This is a genomic window from Mesorhizobium sp. Cs1299R1N3 (assembly GCF_037179625.1).
Lineage (GTDB): Bacteria > Pseudomonadota > Alphaproteobacteria > Rhizobiales > Rhizobiaceae > Mesorhizobium > Mesorhizobium salmacidum.
On sequence record NZ_JAPYKQ010000008.1, the window covers coordinates 118,519 to 132,752 of the forward strand.

Annotated in this window: 17 protein-coding genes; 12 read left to right on the forward strand and 5 right to left on the reverse strand. The window is 64.4% G+C overall.

Annotation, left to right across the window (positions count from 1 at the left end; genetic code table 11):
* Window position 1: 1 nt before the first annotated feature.
* Window positions 2-2,149: a GumC family protein gene (locus tag O7B34_RS18735; RefSeq protein ID WP_337147439.1), complete on the reverse strand. Its 2,148-nt coding sequence runs from the start codon at window positions 2,147-2,149 to the stop codon at window positions 2-4.
* Window positions 2,150-2,432: 283 nt separating this feature from the next.
* Between O7B34_RS18735 and O7B34_RS18740 the strand changes: the two genes are divergently transcribed.
* From O7B34_RS18740 to O7B34_RS18770, 7 genes are all read left to right on the forward strand, one after another.
* A complete protein-coding gene (locus O7B34_RS18740; RefSeq protein ID WP_337147440.1) occupies window positions 2,433-3,956 on the forward strand; it encodes a glucosamine inositolphosphorylceramide transferase family protein in 1,524 nt (507 codons plus the stop codon).
* Window positions 3,957-4,054: 98 nt separating this feature from the next.
* Entirely contained in the window at window positions 4,055-5,257 is a 1,203-nt protein-coding gene (locus O7B34_RS18745; RefSeq protein WP_337147442.1) for an FAD-dependent oxidoreductase, read from the forward strand.
* 208 nt (window positions 5,258-5,465) lie between these two features.
* A complete protein-coding gene (locus O7B34_RS18750) occupies window positions 5,466-5,669 on the forward strand; it encodes a hypothetical protein (RefSeq protein ID WP_140508552.1) in 204 nt (67 codons plus the stop codon).
* Window positions 5,670-5,735: 66 nt separating this feature from the next.
* Window positions 5,736-5,930, forward strand: a complete 195-nt coding sequence (locus O7B34_RS18755) for a hypothetical protein (protein ID WP_027144213.1) — start codon at window positions 5,736-5,738, stop codon at window positions 5,928-5,930.
* Window positions 5,931-6,279: 349 nt separating this feature from the next.
* The gene (locus O7B34_RS18760) at window positions 6,280-7,311 is read left to right on the forward strand and encodes a hydroxyacid dehydrogenase (protein ID WP_337147443.1); all 1,032 of its coding nucleotides are present in this window, start codon (window positions 6,280-6,282) and stop codon (window positions 7,309-7,311) included.
* A 191-nt stretch (window positions 7,312-7,502) separates the two neighbouring features.
* The gene (locus tag O7B34_RS18765) at window positions 7,503-7,880 is read left to right on the forward strand and encodes a hypothetical protein (RefSeq protein WP_337147444.1); all 378 of its coding nucleotides are present in this window, start codon (window positions 7,503-7,505) and stop codon (window positions 7,878-7,880) included.
* Between the two features lie 331 nt (window positions 7,881-8,211).
* Window positions 8,212-8,877 carry a GntR family transcriptional regulator gene (locus O7B34_RS18770; protein ID WP_337147447.1) on the forward strand — a complete coding sequence of 222 codons (666 nt, stop codon included), beginning with the start codon at window positions 8,212-8,214 and terminating at the stop codon, window positions 8,875-8,877.
* A 58-nt stretch (window positions 8,878-8,935) separates the two neighbouring features.
* Here the strand turns inward: O7B34_RS18770 and O7B34_RS18775 are convergent, their stop codons facing one another.
* The gene (locus tag O7B34_RS18775; RefSeq protein WP_337147448.1) at window positions 8,936-9,937 is read right to left on the reverse strand and encodes an NADP-dependent oxidoreductase; all 1,002 of its coding nucleotides are present in this window, start codon (window positions 9,935-9,937) and stop codon (window positions 8,936-8,938) included.
* 154 nt (window positions 9,938-10,091) lie between these two features.
* Here O7B34_RS18775 and O7B34_RS18780 point away from each other — a divergent pair, with 154 nt between their 5' ends.
* The 3 genes from O7B34_RS18780 (at window position 10,092) to O7B34_RS18790 (ending at window position 11,662) form a co-directional block, all read left to right on the forward strand.
* A complete protein-coding gene (locus tag O7B34_RS18780) occupies window positions 10,092-10,727 on the forward strand; it encodes a TetR/AcrR family transcriptional regulator (protein ID WP_337147449.1) in 636 nt (211 codons plus the stop codon).
* A gap of 140 nt (window positions 10,728-10,867) precedes the next feature.
* Window positions 10,868-11,128, forward strand: a complete 261-nt coding sequence (locus tag O7B34_RS18785; RefSeq protein ID WP_337147450.1) for a hypothetical protein — start codon at window positions 10,868-10,870, stop codon at window positions 11,126-11,128.
* Between the two features lie 198 nt (window positions 11,129-11,326).
* The gene (locus O7B34_RS18790; protein WP_337147451.1) at window positions 11,327-11,662 is read left to right on the forward strand and encodes a hypothetical protein; all 336 of its coding nucleotides are present in this window, start codon (window positions 11,327-11,329) and stop codon (window positions 11,660-11,662) included.
* A gap of 82 nt (window positions 11,663-11,744) precedes the next feature.
* Here O7B34_RS18790 and O7B34_RS18795 read toward each other — a convergent pair whose 3' ends face one another.
* The 3 genes from O7B34_RS18795 to O7B34_RS18805 form a co-directional block, all read right to left on the reverse strand.
* On the reverse strand, window positions 11,745-12,338 hold the full coding sequence (locus tag O7B34_RS18795; protein ID WP_337147452.1) for a DUF6456 domain-containing protein: 594 nt from the start codon (window positions 12,336-12,338) through the stop codon (window positions 11,745-11,747).
* A 163-nt stretch (window positions 12,339-12,501) separates the two neighbouring features.
* On the reverse strand, window positions 12,502-12,873 hold the full coding sequence (locus O7B34_RS18800) for a hypothetical protein (protein WP_337147453.1): 372 nt from the start codon (window positions 12,871-12,873) through the stop codon (window positions 12,502-12,504).
* On the reverse strand, window positions 12,794-13,453 hold the full coding sequence (locus O7B34_RS18805) for a YdaU family protein (protein ID WP_337147454.1): 660 nt from the start codon (window positions 13,451-13,453) through the stop codon (window positions 12,794-12,796). Before O7B34_RS18805 ends, O7B34_RS18800 begins: the two co-directional genes overlap by 80 nt.
* An 86-nt stretch (window positions 13,454-13,539) precedes the next feature.
* Between O7B34_RS18805 and O7B34_RS18810 the strand changes: the two genes are divergently transcribed.
* Window positions 13,540-13,821, forward strand: a complete 282-nt coding sequence (locus O7B34_RS18810) for a DUF982 domain-containing protein (RefSeq protein WP_140508531.1) — start codon at window positions 13,540-13,542, stop codon at window positions 13,819-13,821.
* A 117-nt stretch (window positions 13,822-13,938) separates the two neighbouring features.
* Window positions 13,939-14,223, forward strand: a complete 285-nt coding sequence (locus tag O7B34_RS18815) for a DUF982 domain-containing protein (protein WP_337147455.1) — start codon at window positions 13,939-13,941, stop codon at window positions 14,221-14,223.
* Window positions 14,224-14,234 lie beyond the last annotated feature (11 nt).

The window sequence follows — 14,234 nt, forward strand, 5'->3', positions numbered from 1 at the left end:
GTCAGGCCGCCTCGTCGACCAGCAAGGCGCCGGTCGGCAACCGCCCCATGACGGAAATGGCTTGCGAGGCCGCCGTGACATCGCGCATCGGCGTCGCGTTCAGCGTGGCGACAAGCACGATCTCGTCGACCATGGCGACCAGAGGCGAGGCGTTGAGATTGTCGGCCAGCGCGCCGCCGTCGACGATGACGAGTTCGAAATTGCGGCTCGCCTGGGCCAGCATGTGCTGCGTGTAATAGACGCCCTGCGCCTCGGAGAAGGCAGCCTTTGGCCGACCCTTGCCGAGAACCGCGACGTTGCTGCCGGGCACGTATTGGCTCAGCGCCTCGAAGGCATATTCGCCGCGCAGCACGTCGAGCAGGCCGGGCTGCGGTTCCTTGTGGCCCTTGCCGGCATTGGTGTCGATGAACAGGACACGGCTGCCCCTGGCAGCCGCGGCGTTGGCCAGCAGGCGCGCCACCCGGCCCCGTTGCGCGGCATCTTCCGGTGCCGACGTCAGCAGGATGGACGGCACCAGCGGCCAGTCCGGCGGACGCCGGCTGGAGGAGAACAGGCGCCTCAACGCCAGGCCGGCGACGGCGTCCATCTTTTGTCCGGCCTGGGCGGCGGCGCCGCCGAAAGGCCACCAGCGGCGGCGCGCTGATTTTGCCGGCAGCACGCCCACCACGGGCGCGTCGATCGCCGATTGCATCTGCGCGCTGGACAGCACCGTCGGCGATGAATATTCCGCGATCAGCGCCATGCCGGTGCCGAGCCCCAGCCCGCCGAAGAACGCGCCGAATACCAGCAGCAACAGCGGCGGCCAGCTCTTCTTCAGGGCCGGCATGGCGTCGGAGATGATGCGCGCATTGGTGCTGTCGACATTGACCTGCTCGCGCGTTTCCTGCGCCCGCTGCAGGTAGGTGGCGTACACGGAGCGCACCGCCTCGAGATCGCGCTGCAGTTCGCGCAGCTTGACCGAAGCCTGGTCGGTGTCGAGCGACTTGCTCTTCATGCCCGCGACCTTGGCCTCCAGCGCCTGCTGGTTGGCCAGTGCCCGCTCATAGTCGGTTTCGGCGGCGGCGCCGATGCGGCCGAGTTCGCGCGCGATGAGCGCGCGCGTGTCGCGCAGTTGCTGCTGGGCCGCCATCATCGAGGGATGGCGCGGCCCGAGTTCCGTGCCGAGCTGCGAGACCTGGTCGACAAGCGTCGCCTCCTGTGCCCGCAGGCTCGAAATCACCGCCGAGCGCATCGCTTCCGAGGTCGCGTCCGGTGCGCCGCCGGACCGGCGCAACTGGTCGACCTGCGCCTTCAGCGTCGCGGTGCGGCTTTGCGCGGCCGCCAGCTGCGTGTTGATTTCGGTCAGTTCCTGGTCGCTGACCAGATTGCCCGCGGCCATCACCATGTTGTTGGCGGACTTGTAGGCCTCGACCGCATTCTCGGCCCGCTGGACGCGCTTGCGCTGCTCTTCCAGCCGCGCGGTGATGGAGTCGGAAGCGTCCGTGGCCATCTTCGCGCGCGCCGCGGCCTGGTCGGCCAGGTAGGCCTGCGCGATGGCATTGGCGAGCTTCGCCGCCTTGTCGGCGCTCTTGGCGGTGACGATCACGTCGAGGACCAGCACCTTGTCGGCCCGCTTGACCGCCAGCCGCCGGCGCAGTGCATCGAGCGTCGTCCCCGTCTTGTCGGTTTCGCCTGTCTTGTCGGTCTCGGTCGACCCCGAGCCTGGCACGCCGCCGAGCAAACGGCTCAACAGCCCATCTTGCCCGTTGAATTCCGGATCCTCGGTCAGGTTGGTCGCCGCGATAGCCCTGAGCAGCACGCCGCTCGACTGGACGACGGCAACCTGGCTTTCCACCATGGTGATGCCGCCATCGGGCGGAACCCGGCTCGGATTGACGTCGTTGGTGACCACCTGCAGGTCTTGCGGATCGACGATGATCTCCGCCACCGAGCTGTAGAGCGCCGGCGTGAACAGTCCATAGAGCAGCGCTGCAAGGGTCAGCAGTGCGGCTGTGGCGAGGATCAGGAAACGGCGGCGCACCAATATACGCTTCAGGTCACCCAGCTCGACGGACGAGGATGGATACGACGCGCCCGGAGGTGGCTCCGGCGCATATTGCATCACCTGCGGAGCGTGTTGTTGCGGCAACGAGAGCAGGGATGATTGCAAAGGTCGCTCCGACAACACTCCATATGCCTCAAAAGACTAAATTGCGGCTTCAGCCTAGCTATTACTCCAACTGTTAAAACACTATTAATTATGTTGGGAGCTCTTCTGATTTTTGGCACGGAGTTTGCGTAGCAAAGGCACGGGCCGTGTTGACAGGGCGCAAGCGAGCGGGAAACGAATGGAAATGGAGCAACATCTCCCTCCAGTCCGACCGTCGCCCGCCCATCGTGCCCAAAAATCGAACACCGGCCGTTGCCGAACATCAGAATTCTAGGGGTGCGACATGCAGGTCAGCCTGCGCCTGGACAGCGACTGCCTCCGTGCTTTTCACCTGCTGCTGCTGCAGCGCCTGGCGGCGCTCGCCGATGTCGAGGTCAGCGTCGACGCACGCCCGGCCGGGAGCGGCATTCCAGGCAGCGTAGCCGCGCTGTTCCAACTTGAAACGGTCATCCACGGCTTGCCCGCGGATGGGTTGGCCAAGCGCCTGCCGCTGTCGGCGCTGGCACCCTTCCAAACGCGGACGCCCGTCTCGCCGGACCTCGTGCTCGACCTCTGCGGCGACGTGCAAGTGGAGGGAACACGCGTCTGGCGTGTGACCTATGACGGCGCCGGCGGCGAAGCCGCCCTGCTGGCGTCGATCCTCGATGGCCGGACCCCGCTGGCCCGCGTCGAGGAGAATGGTGCCGTCGTCGCTGAAGGACGCCTGGGCACCGAATATGGCGGCATCGCGCTTGCCGCCTTCCAGGACATGCTGGCGCGCACGGCAAGCCTGATCCTGGCGGCGGTGACGGGCGCCGCACGCGGCGCCCTGCCCGTCCTGCCCGAGCCGGTGGACGGTAGGGCTGCGCCGTCGCTGCCCTCGGCCGGCAAGCTCGGCGTCAGGGCGGGCAAGGCGCTGGCGCGGCGCATCGTCCAGAAGATCTACCATCTCTGCTACAATGCCCCGCACTGGAAGGTCGGCTGGCGCGAGACCGGAGGGCGGGATCTGTTCGACCTGCGCGCGCATCCGGCATCGGGTTGGCAAGAGCTGCCCGACGACGGCAGCCGCTTCTACGCCGACCCGTTCCCGATCCTTTACCAGGGACAGGTAACCCTGTTCGTCGAGGACTATATCCACCGTCTGGGCCGAGCCATCATCTCCGCCGTGCCGTTCGGCCCGTCGGGGCCGATCGGCCGCCCGGAGCCGGTGCTCGACTTGCCCTACCACCTGTCCTACCCCTTCGTCTTCGAGCGTGACGGCGAGGTCTGGATGGTGCCGGAAAGCTGCGCCAACCGCACGGTGGATCTCTACCGCGCCACCGCCTTCCCCGGCGGATGGGTCAAGGAAGCGACGCTGCTGTCCGATATCGTCGCCAGCGACGCCACCTTGGTCGAGCATGGTGGCTCGTGGTGGATGTTTGCCACCGTCCGAGACGGTGAAGGCACCGCCCGGGACGGAGGCGGCGCTTTCTCCGACGCGCTGCATCTGTGGTCGGCGCCGGACTTTCGCGGCCCCTGGACGCCGCATCCCAAGAATCCGGTGCTGATCGATATCGCCTCGGCGCGGCCGGCCGGACGCATGGTGGAGCGCGGCGGCCAGTTGCTGCGCCCGGTGCAGGACTGCCGCAGGAGCTACGGCGGCGCCCTTGGCATCGCACGCGTCACTCACCTTAATTTGAACGGCATGGACCAGCGTGTCGAGACGATCTTAACCCCCGGCGCGCTATGGAGCGGGCGTAAGCTGCACACGCTCAACGAGGCGGGCGGCCTGGAGTTCATCGATGGCTCGGCGATCGCGCCGCGCTGGAAACAGAAGATCCGACCGTAGTTAACCTAAACATTTGTTACTACCAGCCACCCGCGCTGGTTGCTTGAGGTTGATACGGCCCGGAAGATATTTTCCACCACACTTTGTGGAGACAGAAGATGACGAGCATGAAGGGCAGCGAGATGACCACCATCGAGGCTGTCCCGGCCGAAGTCGACGTGGCGATCGTTGGCGCCGGAATGGCCGGTACCACGCTGGCCACCGCCTTGGGAAAAGCCGGCCGCAAGGTGGCGCTGATCGATCCGCACCGGATCCATCACGACGAGTTCCGGGCGGAGAAAATCGGTACCGACCAGATACGGCTGTTCGAGAAGCTCGGCCTCGACGAAACGATCAAGCGTCTCGTCACACCGTTTGACGACATTCACGTCTTCCGCCTCGGCCAGCTGTTCGCGCGTGAGCGCAGGCCGGAATACGCATTTTCCTATGGCGCGCTGATCAACGGGCTGCGCGATGCCCTTCCCCCGCAAGTGCCGCTTACTGTCGGCAAGGTCGTCGAGGTCTCGACCGGACCGGACCGGCAGCGCCTGGTGCTGAGCGACGGCAGCGTCATCATTGCCCGCCTGCTGGTGGTCGCCACCGGCTACGGCGAAGCGGTGCGGCGCGCCATCGGCGTCGAACGCGTCGAGCAATCGAAAGCCCATTCGCTGTCGATGGGTTTCGACCTCGCTGTCTCACAGCGCGACTGCGGCTTTCGGGCCGTCACCTGCTACGGCAGGCGGGCGAGCGACCGCGTAGCCTACATCAGCATCTTCCCTCTCGGCGACAAGATGCGGGCCAACATGTTCGTCTATCGCACCGTGGCCGATCAATGGACGAGGGATTTCCGGGCGGATCCGCAAAAGATGCTTTGCGAGTTGATGCCCGAAATATCGGCGCAATGCGGCAACTTCGCTGTCGCAAGTCCCGTCGAGGTCCGGCAGGTCAATCTGACCACGACGCAAGGCCACCGCCGCGACGGGGTCGTCTTGATTGGCGATGCGTTCTGTACGACATGCCCAACGCCAGGCGTTGGCATAGGGCGGGTCATGATCGACGTCGATCAGCTCCATTCCGTCCACATTCCACGCTGGCTGGAAACACCAGGCATGGCGGCTGACAAGATCGGCACCTTCTATGACGATCCGGTCAAGGTAGCTTCCGATAAGGCAGGCATGCGTGTGAGCGTATATGCCAAGCGGATCACCACCGAAACCGGACTGGAATGGCGCGCGCGGCGCCTGCGCAACAACACGGCACGCCGGCTGGTGATCATAGGCCGCAAGATGCGCCATTTGCGGCGGGAGCCGGGCATGGCGTGAGGGGCCTCCCGCCCTCTATCGTCAGAAGGCGCTTCCCTGGTGCTATCCCAAGAACAGCACCTCTACCCTTCTCCCTCCCCTGCGGCGGAAGGAGAGCGCCGGAGCGCTTCCCCAGGACAATGACGTAGCGCTGAAAAATGGCAAATCCAGTGCCTTTCAGCCGGAACCAGCGGCGCGCAGGCAGGTTATGCCCGCAGGAGATCCTGTCATGGTCAAGAACATCGACCGCGCGTTGCAGGATGCCATTCTGGCGATGCGCATTCTTCGCAAATCCATCATTGATCATGGGCATATGGAAGCCATGGCCGAATTTGATGGCTTGATGAGCGTGACCATATCCGAGGCCGAGCGCCAACTCACCAGCTGGCAGACCGGTCATCGCGCCGAGCGGTCAGGCCAGGCAAAATCCTGACGCGATCGCTCGCAGCCGGCATCCGGCGGAACCTTGCCGCACACGATTGGTTTTATGGAATGCGACATGCCGCCCGAGAACGAAGTGGCTCGATTGGTCGACAAGAAAAAGCTTGAGAGAGCGGATCGCGAGTCGCGGATCATCCTCGACGCCGAACGAAAGGCCCGCGACGCAAAGACCGCCCGCCTTCGCAAGCAGCGGCTGTCCGCCGAGCCAAGCGGCGAGGAACAGAAGCCCGCACCGCCAAAGCCGCGGGGGTGAGGCGTGCTTTTCCCAAAGCAAACGGCGCGACCGGTCGCGCCTTTGTCACGGCAAGCGAATGCCGTCAGGTCAGCGTTACCGAAAATACAACGGCGGCAGTGACGGCCGAAAGCCGTTCGCGCTTCTGCCAGCTTGGTTTCTCGTATTTCTTCATCAGCTATTCCCCCTTTGTTGGATACTGCAGAGAAGACCGGCCTTGCGCCAATGTCAATCGTGCCGGGACGGCTCTCTGATTTGAGCGAAACGCTCCTGCGCCGAGTAAATCGGTCTACCGTGCTTTTAAATCCGCTAGTCCGGGATAGATTTAGGACCGAGAAAGCGCCACAAGCCGTTTCGGGAGGAGCTTGCCATGTCAGATACCGCCTTGCCGCTGGTCATCAGCGCGCCCGAGCCGCGCACGCTCGAGCTGATCTTCACGCCGCCGCAGCTGGCGCGGCTCAAGGCGCGTTACCGCATCGTCGAGACGACGCCGGACGGCGTGGCGCGACTGCCGGCCGAGGTGCTGGCCGAGGCCCGCTACATCGTCGGCCAACCGCCGATCTCGCCGGAGACGCTTGACGCGATGAAGGCGCTGCGCTGCGTCTTCAATGTCGAGAGCAATCTCCTCGACAACATGCCCTATGAAACGCTGTTCTCGCGCGGCATCCATGTCGTCACGACGGGCCTGGTCTTCGCCGAGCCGGTGGCCGAACTCGGCCTGGCCATGGCGCTCAACCTTGCCCGCGGCATCGTCGATGCCGACCTCGCTTTCCGCCAAGGGAAGGAACTATGGGGCGGCGACGGCAACCAGACGGCGCGGCTGCTTTCGGGCGCCAATGTCGGCATCATCGGCTTCGGCGACCTCGGCCGCGCGCTCAACCGCCTGCTGTCGGGCTTCCGCACCCGCACGAAGGTGTTCGACCCCTGGCTGCCGCCGTCGATACTGAGGGAAAATGGCGTCGAGCCGGCCTCGCTGGACGAGGTGCTGTCGCAAAGCGACTTCGTTTTCGTCGTCGCCTCGGTGACCTCGGAGAACCAGGGTTTTCTGGGCGCCGATGCTTTCGCCAGCATGCGCAAGGGCGCTGCCTTCATCCTGCTCAGCCGTGCCGGCGTGGTCGACTTCCCCGCCTTGATGGCAGCGGTGAAGAGTGGCCATATTCTCGCCGCCAGCGACGTCTTCCCCGAAGAGCCGCTGGCAGGCGACCATCCCGTGCGCACGCTGCCCGGCTTCCTGCGCTCGGCCCACCGCGCCGGCGCCCTCGACATCGCCTTCAAGCGCATGGGCGACATGGTGCTGGAAGACATGGACCTGGTCGATCGCGGCCTGCCGCCGCTGCGCTCCAAACGCGCCGAGCGCGAGACAGTGTCGAGGATGCGCTCGAAGCCGTCGGACAGGAACTGATGCATGTCGCCCAGGGGCTGACATGGTCGTCATTACACCCGACCAAAGCCGCGTCGCCGTTGCGCACGCCTGCGCTGTTCGGGCCGGTCCGTTCAATACCCCGCCAAGCTTCCCCCTCGTACCAAATCGTACGTTGAATCCCCTTTGAGATACCCCTTCGGAGGAGTAAATTAGTCCTGAGGGAGGTAGCGATGGTTGAAAGCCATATAGACATGGCGCAGGCAGCTATCGAAGCCAGCTTCCTGTTACGGCATCGTTCCATTGCTGGAAACGCAGCCTTTCGCCGCGATTTGGACCATTCCCGGCGTGTGATCGCGCAATCACGCGAGCTTCTGGAACGGCTTCGCCGACGCCATCGCGATGACACCGCCCAAGCCTGGGAAGACGCGGCTCCCGTTGCCGTCTCCGCGTTCGATGCCGACATTCTCCGCGCTGTATTTCGAGATTTGGTCAGGGAAGCGAACCTGCCCGAGTGTCAATGGCGCGATCTGGCCAAAAACCTGGTGTCCGAGTTTACCGGCTGCGAGCGGGTCGAGACCGGCTTGATAGAATGGCTCATTCACAAATAGGCCGACGTTTTCGAAGCGTGAGAGACGTCGGCGGTTACCGCGGATAGCTGCACCTCCGCAAGGCCCGTTCCCCCGAGGTAAGCTTCCTGTTGTGATGGAACGATCGCGCCGCCGGCAGGTTTTGCAAATGGCCGGGCGGTCGGAAGCCCGGCGTACTCCAGAAGGCCCGTCACGAGTCGCGTCGGTGGCGGGCCTTTCCCTGTCGGCCCGCAAGCAGCGAACAAACGGATGGAGCATCCTGTTTTCGCCGGAAATGCTCTAGAGTGGCTTGCGGCCAATGAGAAATTGGCCGGGGTCAATCCTCATTGGCCGGACCAACAAGAGGGTCGCGATGCTCAACACGGTCGACTATGGCGGCAAGGAAGCCGATATCGTCCACGCGCTGGAGGAAGACATCATCTTCGGCCGGCTGGCGCCCGGCACGCGCCTGGTCGAGGACGTGCTTCTGGCCCGTTTCCCGGTCTCGCGCCACACCATCCGCCAGGCCCTCTACCAGTTGGAAAGGCTCGGCGTCGCCACGCGCGAGCGCAACAAGGGCGCCATGGTGCGCCGGCTCGCGCCCGAGGAGGTCCGCCAGATCTACGAGGTGCGGGAGATGTTGCAGCGGCAGGCCGCGCTGATGATCCGCCTGCCGGCGAGCGACGCGCTGATCGGCGAATTGACCGAGATCCACCACGTTTACAGCGCCCATGTCGACGCCGGCTATCTCAGAGGCATTCACGAGGCCAATGACCGTTTCCACCTCACCATGTTCTCGGCCTGCGGCAATGCCTATCTGGTGTCCTCGATCGAGCACTATATGCGCCTCAGCCTGCCGGTGCGGGCCAATTCGCTGGCCGACCGGGACAAGCTCGACATCTCGCGCCAGCACCACCTGATGATGATCGAGGCGCTGAAACGCAGCGACAATTGGGTGCTGGCGCAGCTCTGCGTCGACCATCTGCAGCCGAGCAAGGTTTTTTATCTCCAGGAGGTCGAGACAGGACCGGCGGGCTAGCGCCGGCTAGCGAACCGGGCGTCGCCGCGACATTGGGTGCTGCGGCTCCCGGCCGTCTCTATCTGACCTTCACGACCACCTTGCCCTTGGCACGCCCCGTTTCGACATAGGCCAAGGCTTCGTTGGTCTGTTCGAACGGAAAAGTCCGGTCCATGACGGGACGTATGACGCCGGTTTCGATGAGCGACGTGATCCGGCTCAGCTGGTCGCCCTGCGCCCACATGAACAGGAAGGAATAGTCCACACCGGCGCGTTTGGCCCTGCGGCGTATGCCAAGACTAAGCAGCCGCAGCACCAGCTTCAGCACGACGTTGAGGCCTTGCTTCCTGGCGAACCCGGGATCCGGCGGACCGGAAATGGATATCAGCTTGCCGCCCGGCTTCAGCACCCGCAGCGATTTTTCGAGCGTCTTGGCATCCTGGCTGTTCACGACGACGTCATAGCCTTGCAGGACCTTCTCGAAATCGTCCTTACGATAATCGACGACGACATCGGCGCCGAGACTTTTCACCAGGTCCATGCTCGCCGCGCTCGCCGTTGTCGCAACCGTCGCGCCGAGATGCTTCGCCAGTTGGATGGCAAACGTGCCCACCCCGCCGGAGCCGGCCTGGATAAAGACCTTCTGGCCTTTCCTCAGCCCTGCCCTTTCGACCAGCTCCTGCCAGGCGGTCAGACCAACCAGGGGAATGGAAGCCGCCTCCTCCATGCTGAGGTTTTTTGGCTTCAGGGCCACGTCCGCCTCATCCATGGCGATGAATTCGGCGAATGTCCCAATCCGGCCGTCGCGCGGCCGTGCATAGACTTCGTCGCCGGCTTTGAACTTGCGGACCTTCGATCCGGCCCGCACGACAATGCCGGCCACGTCGTGGCCAAGGACGAAGGGCGGTCGATAAGGCACAATGAGTTTGAACTCCCCGTCCCGCAGCTTGGAATCCAGAAGGTTCACGCCGGCGGCGTGGACCTCGACCAGGACATCATTGTCTTGCAATTCCGGCTTCGGCATATCGGCGAGCCGCAGCGCGCCTTTCTTCTCATATTTGTCGGCGACAAAGGCTTTCATCGTACTCGCTCTTTCACGATCGCGGTCTTTCCGGAATGCGCTTTCATTTTGATGCTCCGGAGCCCGTCAGGGCTAGCTTTCTTCCATGCGTTGAATTATGTTCGTAATATCAGATTATGATCATAATGCAATAGAGGTTTGGGAAGGACAGGACATGCGTTACGAAAAGGGCCGGAAGGACGCATCGCGCAGCCGGATCATGGAGGTCGCCACACAGCGGTTCCGGGACGACGGCATCGCCGCCTCGGGACTGGCAAGCATCATGAGCGACGCCGGGCTGACCAACGGCGCCTTCTATCCGCACTTTCCCTCCAAGGCGGCACTTGTCCGGGAATGCGTGGCGGGGGCGCTGGAGGGTCAGTCGGGTCAGATCGCGCAGGCGCTGGCCTCCGGCGGCCTGGCAACGGCCATAGACGCCTATCTGTCGGCGCAGCACCGCGACAATCCGGGCACGGGCTGCGCTTCCGCCGCCCTGTTGCCGGAAATCGCGCGGGAGCAGCCGGAAACGCGACAACTCTACACCGAACGCTTGATGACCTTGGTGCGCCAGGTGTCGGCCGCTCTCCCGCCGCATACAAGCGATCCGGAGGCGGTGGCATTCGGTATCTTCGCGACGCTCATCGGCGCGCTTCAACTGGCCCGCGCGGTGGAGGGTGGGGACCTGTCGGATCGCATCCTGGCGGCCGGAGCGGATGCGGCACGGTCGATGGCGCAGCCGCGCGGCGCCGCCGGGCAGGAGCCGGCAGAGACCGGCGTAACCATGGCCGCGAAAACAGAGAGGGAGCGCTGAAACTTTCCGCGAGCCGCCCTCGTTGCTGCGTGATCGCCTTCCGGGCGATGACAAGACCCTCCAATCAATGCCTCGCTGGCTCTCCGGCGGGACTTTTTTTGCCGAGCCGAGACCGCCTCCTTGGCGCGATGGCGCTTTCAATGGTCGCCGGTTCGGCTCTCGCGGGATCCAGCAAGGGAACGTCCGCTCTCGATGATCCTGCCAAGATGAAGCCGTTCTACACGGACTCCGGCATGAAGACGATGGTCAGCAACGACGCCTTCGCGAGAGCCTGGAAGGCGCTGACGCCCGAAGACCAGACGGCGATGAGAACCGCCTGCGCTGACGAGGTCAAGAACGCCAACCCCACCAACACGCATCCGGAATTCTGCAGCAGCGTGAAATTGATTGGCGGCAGCTGACAACGCGGCGCGGCCATGGAGACAGCCCCGCTCGCGGGGTTGTCTTTTTTGTGACTGCTGACAGGTGCGGCCAGACACCGCCCGGCAGGTGCTTTCCGCCGCCACGGCCCACAAGTCGAACCCATCGATTCACCGATTTATGGGAACAGGGCTGCGACCTCAGCGTTTATTAGACACACCTTGAAAGAGGAGGTTGTCATGAAAAAACTCTTGCTCGCTTCCGTGATCGCGGTTGCTTCGGCGGTGGCGGTGATGGCCCCCGCGAATGCCGCCAGCATCACGCTCGGCATCGGGAACGGCTATGATGACGATTATTACGTTCCCAGACATCGCGACTACTATGGGGACTATTACCGCGACTACTCCGACTATGGCCCCTATTACGGCCGTCACCACTACCGTTACAGCATGTACGATGACGGCTATCGGCCGCGCTATTACGGCATGCACAGTCGTCGCTGCCACACCGAGGTGGTGAAGCACTGGCGTCATCACCACCGGATTATCGAAAGAGTGCGTGTCTGCCGCTATTGACCGTTCAAATTGATCTGGCCGGCATGCCGTCGGCCGGATCAATCATAGCCGTTGCAGAAGCATTCGGCGGTGTGGGACCACCTCACCGCCCCATCATCATCCCATAATGCACGGCCAGCAGGTCGAGCCCCACCTTCAGCAGCTTTGTCACCACGTCGCGTCCTTCGCCATCCTGCTCGGCCACGGTCTTCACCGGCTGTTCCAGGCACACGACTTTCCGCACGATCGCCGCCACGTCCCAATGCCCGAGCGCCCGTGTCGCGGCGGCATGCGCGCGGCCGGCGTTGAGCACGCTGTCGGCGACGCCGCCGCCGATGCGACCGCCGTCGACGCGCTCCGTCCAGCGCATCGGCTTGATATCAGCCCGCTGGCTGGACTGGAAATGCGCGCGGTAGCGCAGGCCGGCCTCGCGCTGCTGGCGCGACAGCGAGGTGATGCCCAGGAGCGGATCGACATTGCGCACCCGTACGATGCCGCCGGTGGAAGTGTGGCCGTCATTCGACACCTCGTAGACGCGCCGCGCCTCGGCCGTGCCCGATGTCAACCGCTTGCGGCCGAAGGCATCATCCTTCAGCGCGAAATCATGGCCGACCTCGCGGCGGATGCGCACCTGCTCGGCCTCGCCCTTCGGCAGTTTCGGCGCCTGTGGCCTGGCGGCTTTGGTTTTCTTGGGCATGGATGTGGCTCCTGTTGATTGGGTGTTCGAGTGATGGCCTTGCAGAACTGGGTTTCCTCGCCCCCACAAAGTGGGGGAGAGGTGGCCCGAAGCGGACGGAGCGGGGGCAGCGCCGACAGTCGAATGTTTGCTTCTAAACGGCTGCGCATTGCGGTGCCCATTCTCAACCGGCTTTGACTTCACGGATGGCGTCCCCCTCTCCGTCCCGGCTTCGCCGGGCCACCTCTCCCCCGCTTTGCGGGGGCGAGGAACCCAAGCCGACGCCGCGCCGCGCCAGCAGCTCCCGCATCACCCGCCGCTCGCGCACTTCGATGCAGAGCTGCGCGCTCGAAGGGCAGAACTGCGCGTTGCCGCTCTTCACCTCGCCGAGCACGAAGCGCTGGGTGGCGTCCTTGAGGTCGGCCAGCTCGGCATCGCTGACGGCCCCGAGATAGCCGCGCAGCTGCATCTCGACATCAGTCAGGGTGGATTGCGGGAAGCAGGAGAACATTGCCGCCAGCGCCTTCGTCGCCTGCTGCAGTTCGGCCGTGGTCATATCCTCGGATCTCCTCGATGATGGCGTTGGCGGCATCGCTGTGGGTTTTCGGCCTGATCCAGCCCGGCGGTTTCTTGGGCCGGCCCGGGCCGCGCGATCCCGACGTCGCCTCACCCCCAATCGAAGTCCCCGGTCTTTCGCGCGCCTCGCGCGCTGAAAAAGCGGGAGCTTTTTCCATCTGGTTTCTGGAATCTGGAGAATGCCGCATCAAAACATCGGCATTTGCCCCGGCATGCGCCTTTGTTTTCAAGGCGGTGGCGGCTCCGCCGCGCGCGCCGGCGGCCGCCCTCGCCTCGCTCTTGAGCCGCGCCTTGCGCAGCTCCTTCGTCAGCCTTTTGTGGCCGATCTCGCCGCTCTCGCGCTCGAAGAAGGCCAGCAGCTCGGCGCTGATCGCCCGCCATCGTTTCAACGGCAGCCGCGCCACGCGCGCCAGCCTGGCGTCATCGTCGGGCAAGCCGCCGCCGGCATTCCACATTGCCATCAGCAGCAGCATGTAGGCGCCGATCTGCTCGGTGGAGAGCTGCAGCGTGTCGCCGACGAAATCAGAGACGTAGAGTTGCATGAAGGGCCGTTCGCTCATGCCGCGCTCCACGCCGCGCTCCACCCCGTGGAACCAGCCGCCGGTCCGGACGTTATGACGCGTCCCTGCGAACGGGAGGATCGCCCATGACGGCTTTCATGCCGGTGACCCTGCGTTTTTGCGACAACAAGACCATGCTGGTCGGCTCGGTGGCCGATGCGGCAACGGCGCTTCGTCACCAATGGCCCGACAAGACCGCGCCGGCCTATCTCGAGGCAGCACGGCTCATCCGGCTCGCGGTCGAGGGTACTTGCTGCCCGCGCCCCGCCTTCGAGGCCTTTCGAGAGGCGGCAAGGCAACAAGGCATATTGGTAGCCAAGCCAAGAAGCCGCGCGCATGAGTGGCTCGACGCCGCGGCGAGCCCCTGAGAGGGCTGCGATGCAACCGCTTGCCGGCCTTGTGCGTTTATGAGCGTCGGCTTGAATGCCGCGCCTGGACCGAAGGTGAACGCCGTGGGCACAATGAAAACCGGAGTACCGCTCAAAGTGTCCCTGGACGGACATGTCGAGGAGATCGAAAACGTCAGCGATGCCGCCGATTTCCTGCAGCGCTGGCCGATCGAGCGGCGGGGCCACGTCTATCGCAGCGCGCTCAACGCCTGCAGCGCGGCCATCGCGGCGCAGATCTCGCAGTCCGATGCGATAAAAGTGTTCACCGGCTTTGCCCGCGTTGCCGGCATCCTGGTTGCCGGCGGTGGCCCGGCGACGATGCTGGAGCAACGAACGGTGCAGAGCCGCCTGCCCAAACAGGGCCGCCAGATACCGAAATAGCGGTGCGGCGC

Excerpts from the sequence above, each read along its gene's own strand:
- O7B34_RS18740 (WP_337147440.1), top strand. The coding sequence starts at position 2,433 with ATGCAGGTCAGCCTGCGCCTGGACAGCGACTGCCTCCGTGCTTTTCAC.
- O7B34_RS18745 (WP_337147442.1), top strand. The coding sequence starts at position 4,055 with ATGACGAGCATGAAGGGCAGCGAGATGACCACCATCGAGGCTGTCCCG.
- O7B34_RS18750 (WP_140508552.1), top strand. The coding sequence starts at position 5,466 with ATGGTCAAGAACATCGACCGCGCGTTGCAGGATGCCATTCTGGCGATG.
- O7B34_RS18755 (WP_027144213.1), top strand. The coding sequence starts at position 5,736 with ATGCCGCCCGAGAACGAAGTGGCTCGATTGGTCGACAAGAAAAAGCTT.
- O7B34_RS18760 (WP_337147443.1), top strand. The coding sequence starts at position 6,280 with ATGTCAGATACCGCCTTGCCGCTGGTCATCAGCGCGCCCGAGCCGCGC.
- O7B34_RS18765 (WP_337147444.1), top strand. The coding sequence starts at position 7,503 with ATGGTTGAAAGCCATATAGACATGGCGCAGGCAGCTATCGAAGCCAGC.
- O7B34_RS18770 (WP_337147447.1), top strand. The coding sequence starts at position 8,212 with ATGCTCAACACGGTCGACTATGGCGGCAAGGAAGCCGATATCGTCCAC.
- O7B34_RS18775 (WP_337147448.1), bottom strand. The coding sequence starts at position 9,937 with ATGAAAGCCTTTGTCGCCGACAAATATGAGAAGAAAGGCGCGCTGCGG.
- O7B34_RS18780 (WP_337147449.1), top strand. The coding sequence starts at position 10,092 with ATGCGTTACGAAAAGGGCCGGAAGGACGCATCGCGCAGCCGGATCATG.
- O7B34_RS18785 (WP_337147450.1), top strand. The coding sequence starts at position 10,868 with ATGGTCGCCGGTTCGGCTCTCGCGGGATCCAGCAAGGGAACGTCCGCT.
- O7B34_RS18790 (WP_337147451.1), top strand. The coding sequence starts at position 11,327 with ATGAAAAAACTCTTGCTCGCTTCCGTGATCGCGGTTGCTTCGGCGGTG.
- O7B34_RS18795 (WP_337147452.1), bottom strand. The coding sequence starts at position 12,338 with ATGCCCAAGAAAACCAAAGCCGCCAGGCCACAGGCGCCGAAACTGCCG.
- O7B34_RS18800 (WP_337147453.1), bottom strand. The coding sequence starts at position 12,873 with ATGACCACGGCCGAACTGCAGCAGGCGACGAAGGCGCTGGCGGCAATG.
- O7B34_RS18805 (WP_337147454.1), bottom strand. The coding sequence starts at position 13,453 with ATGAGCGAACGGCCCTTCATGCAACTCTACGTCTCTGATTTCGTCGGC.
- O7B34_RS18810 (WP_140508531.1), top strand. The coding sequence starts at position 13,540 with ATGACGGCTTTCATGCCGGTGACCCTGCGTTTTTGCGACAACAAGACC.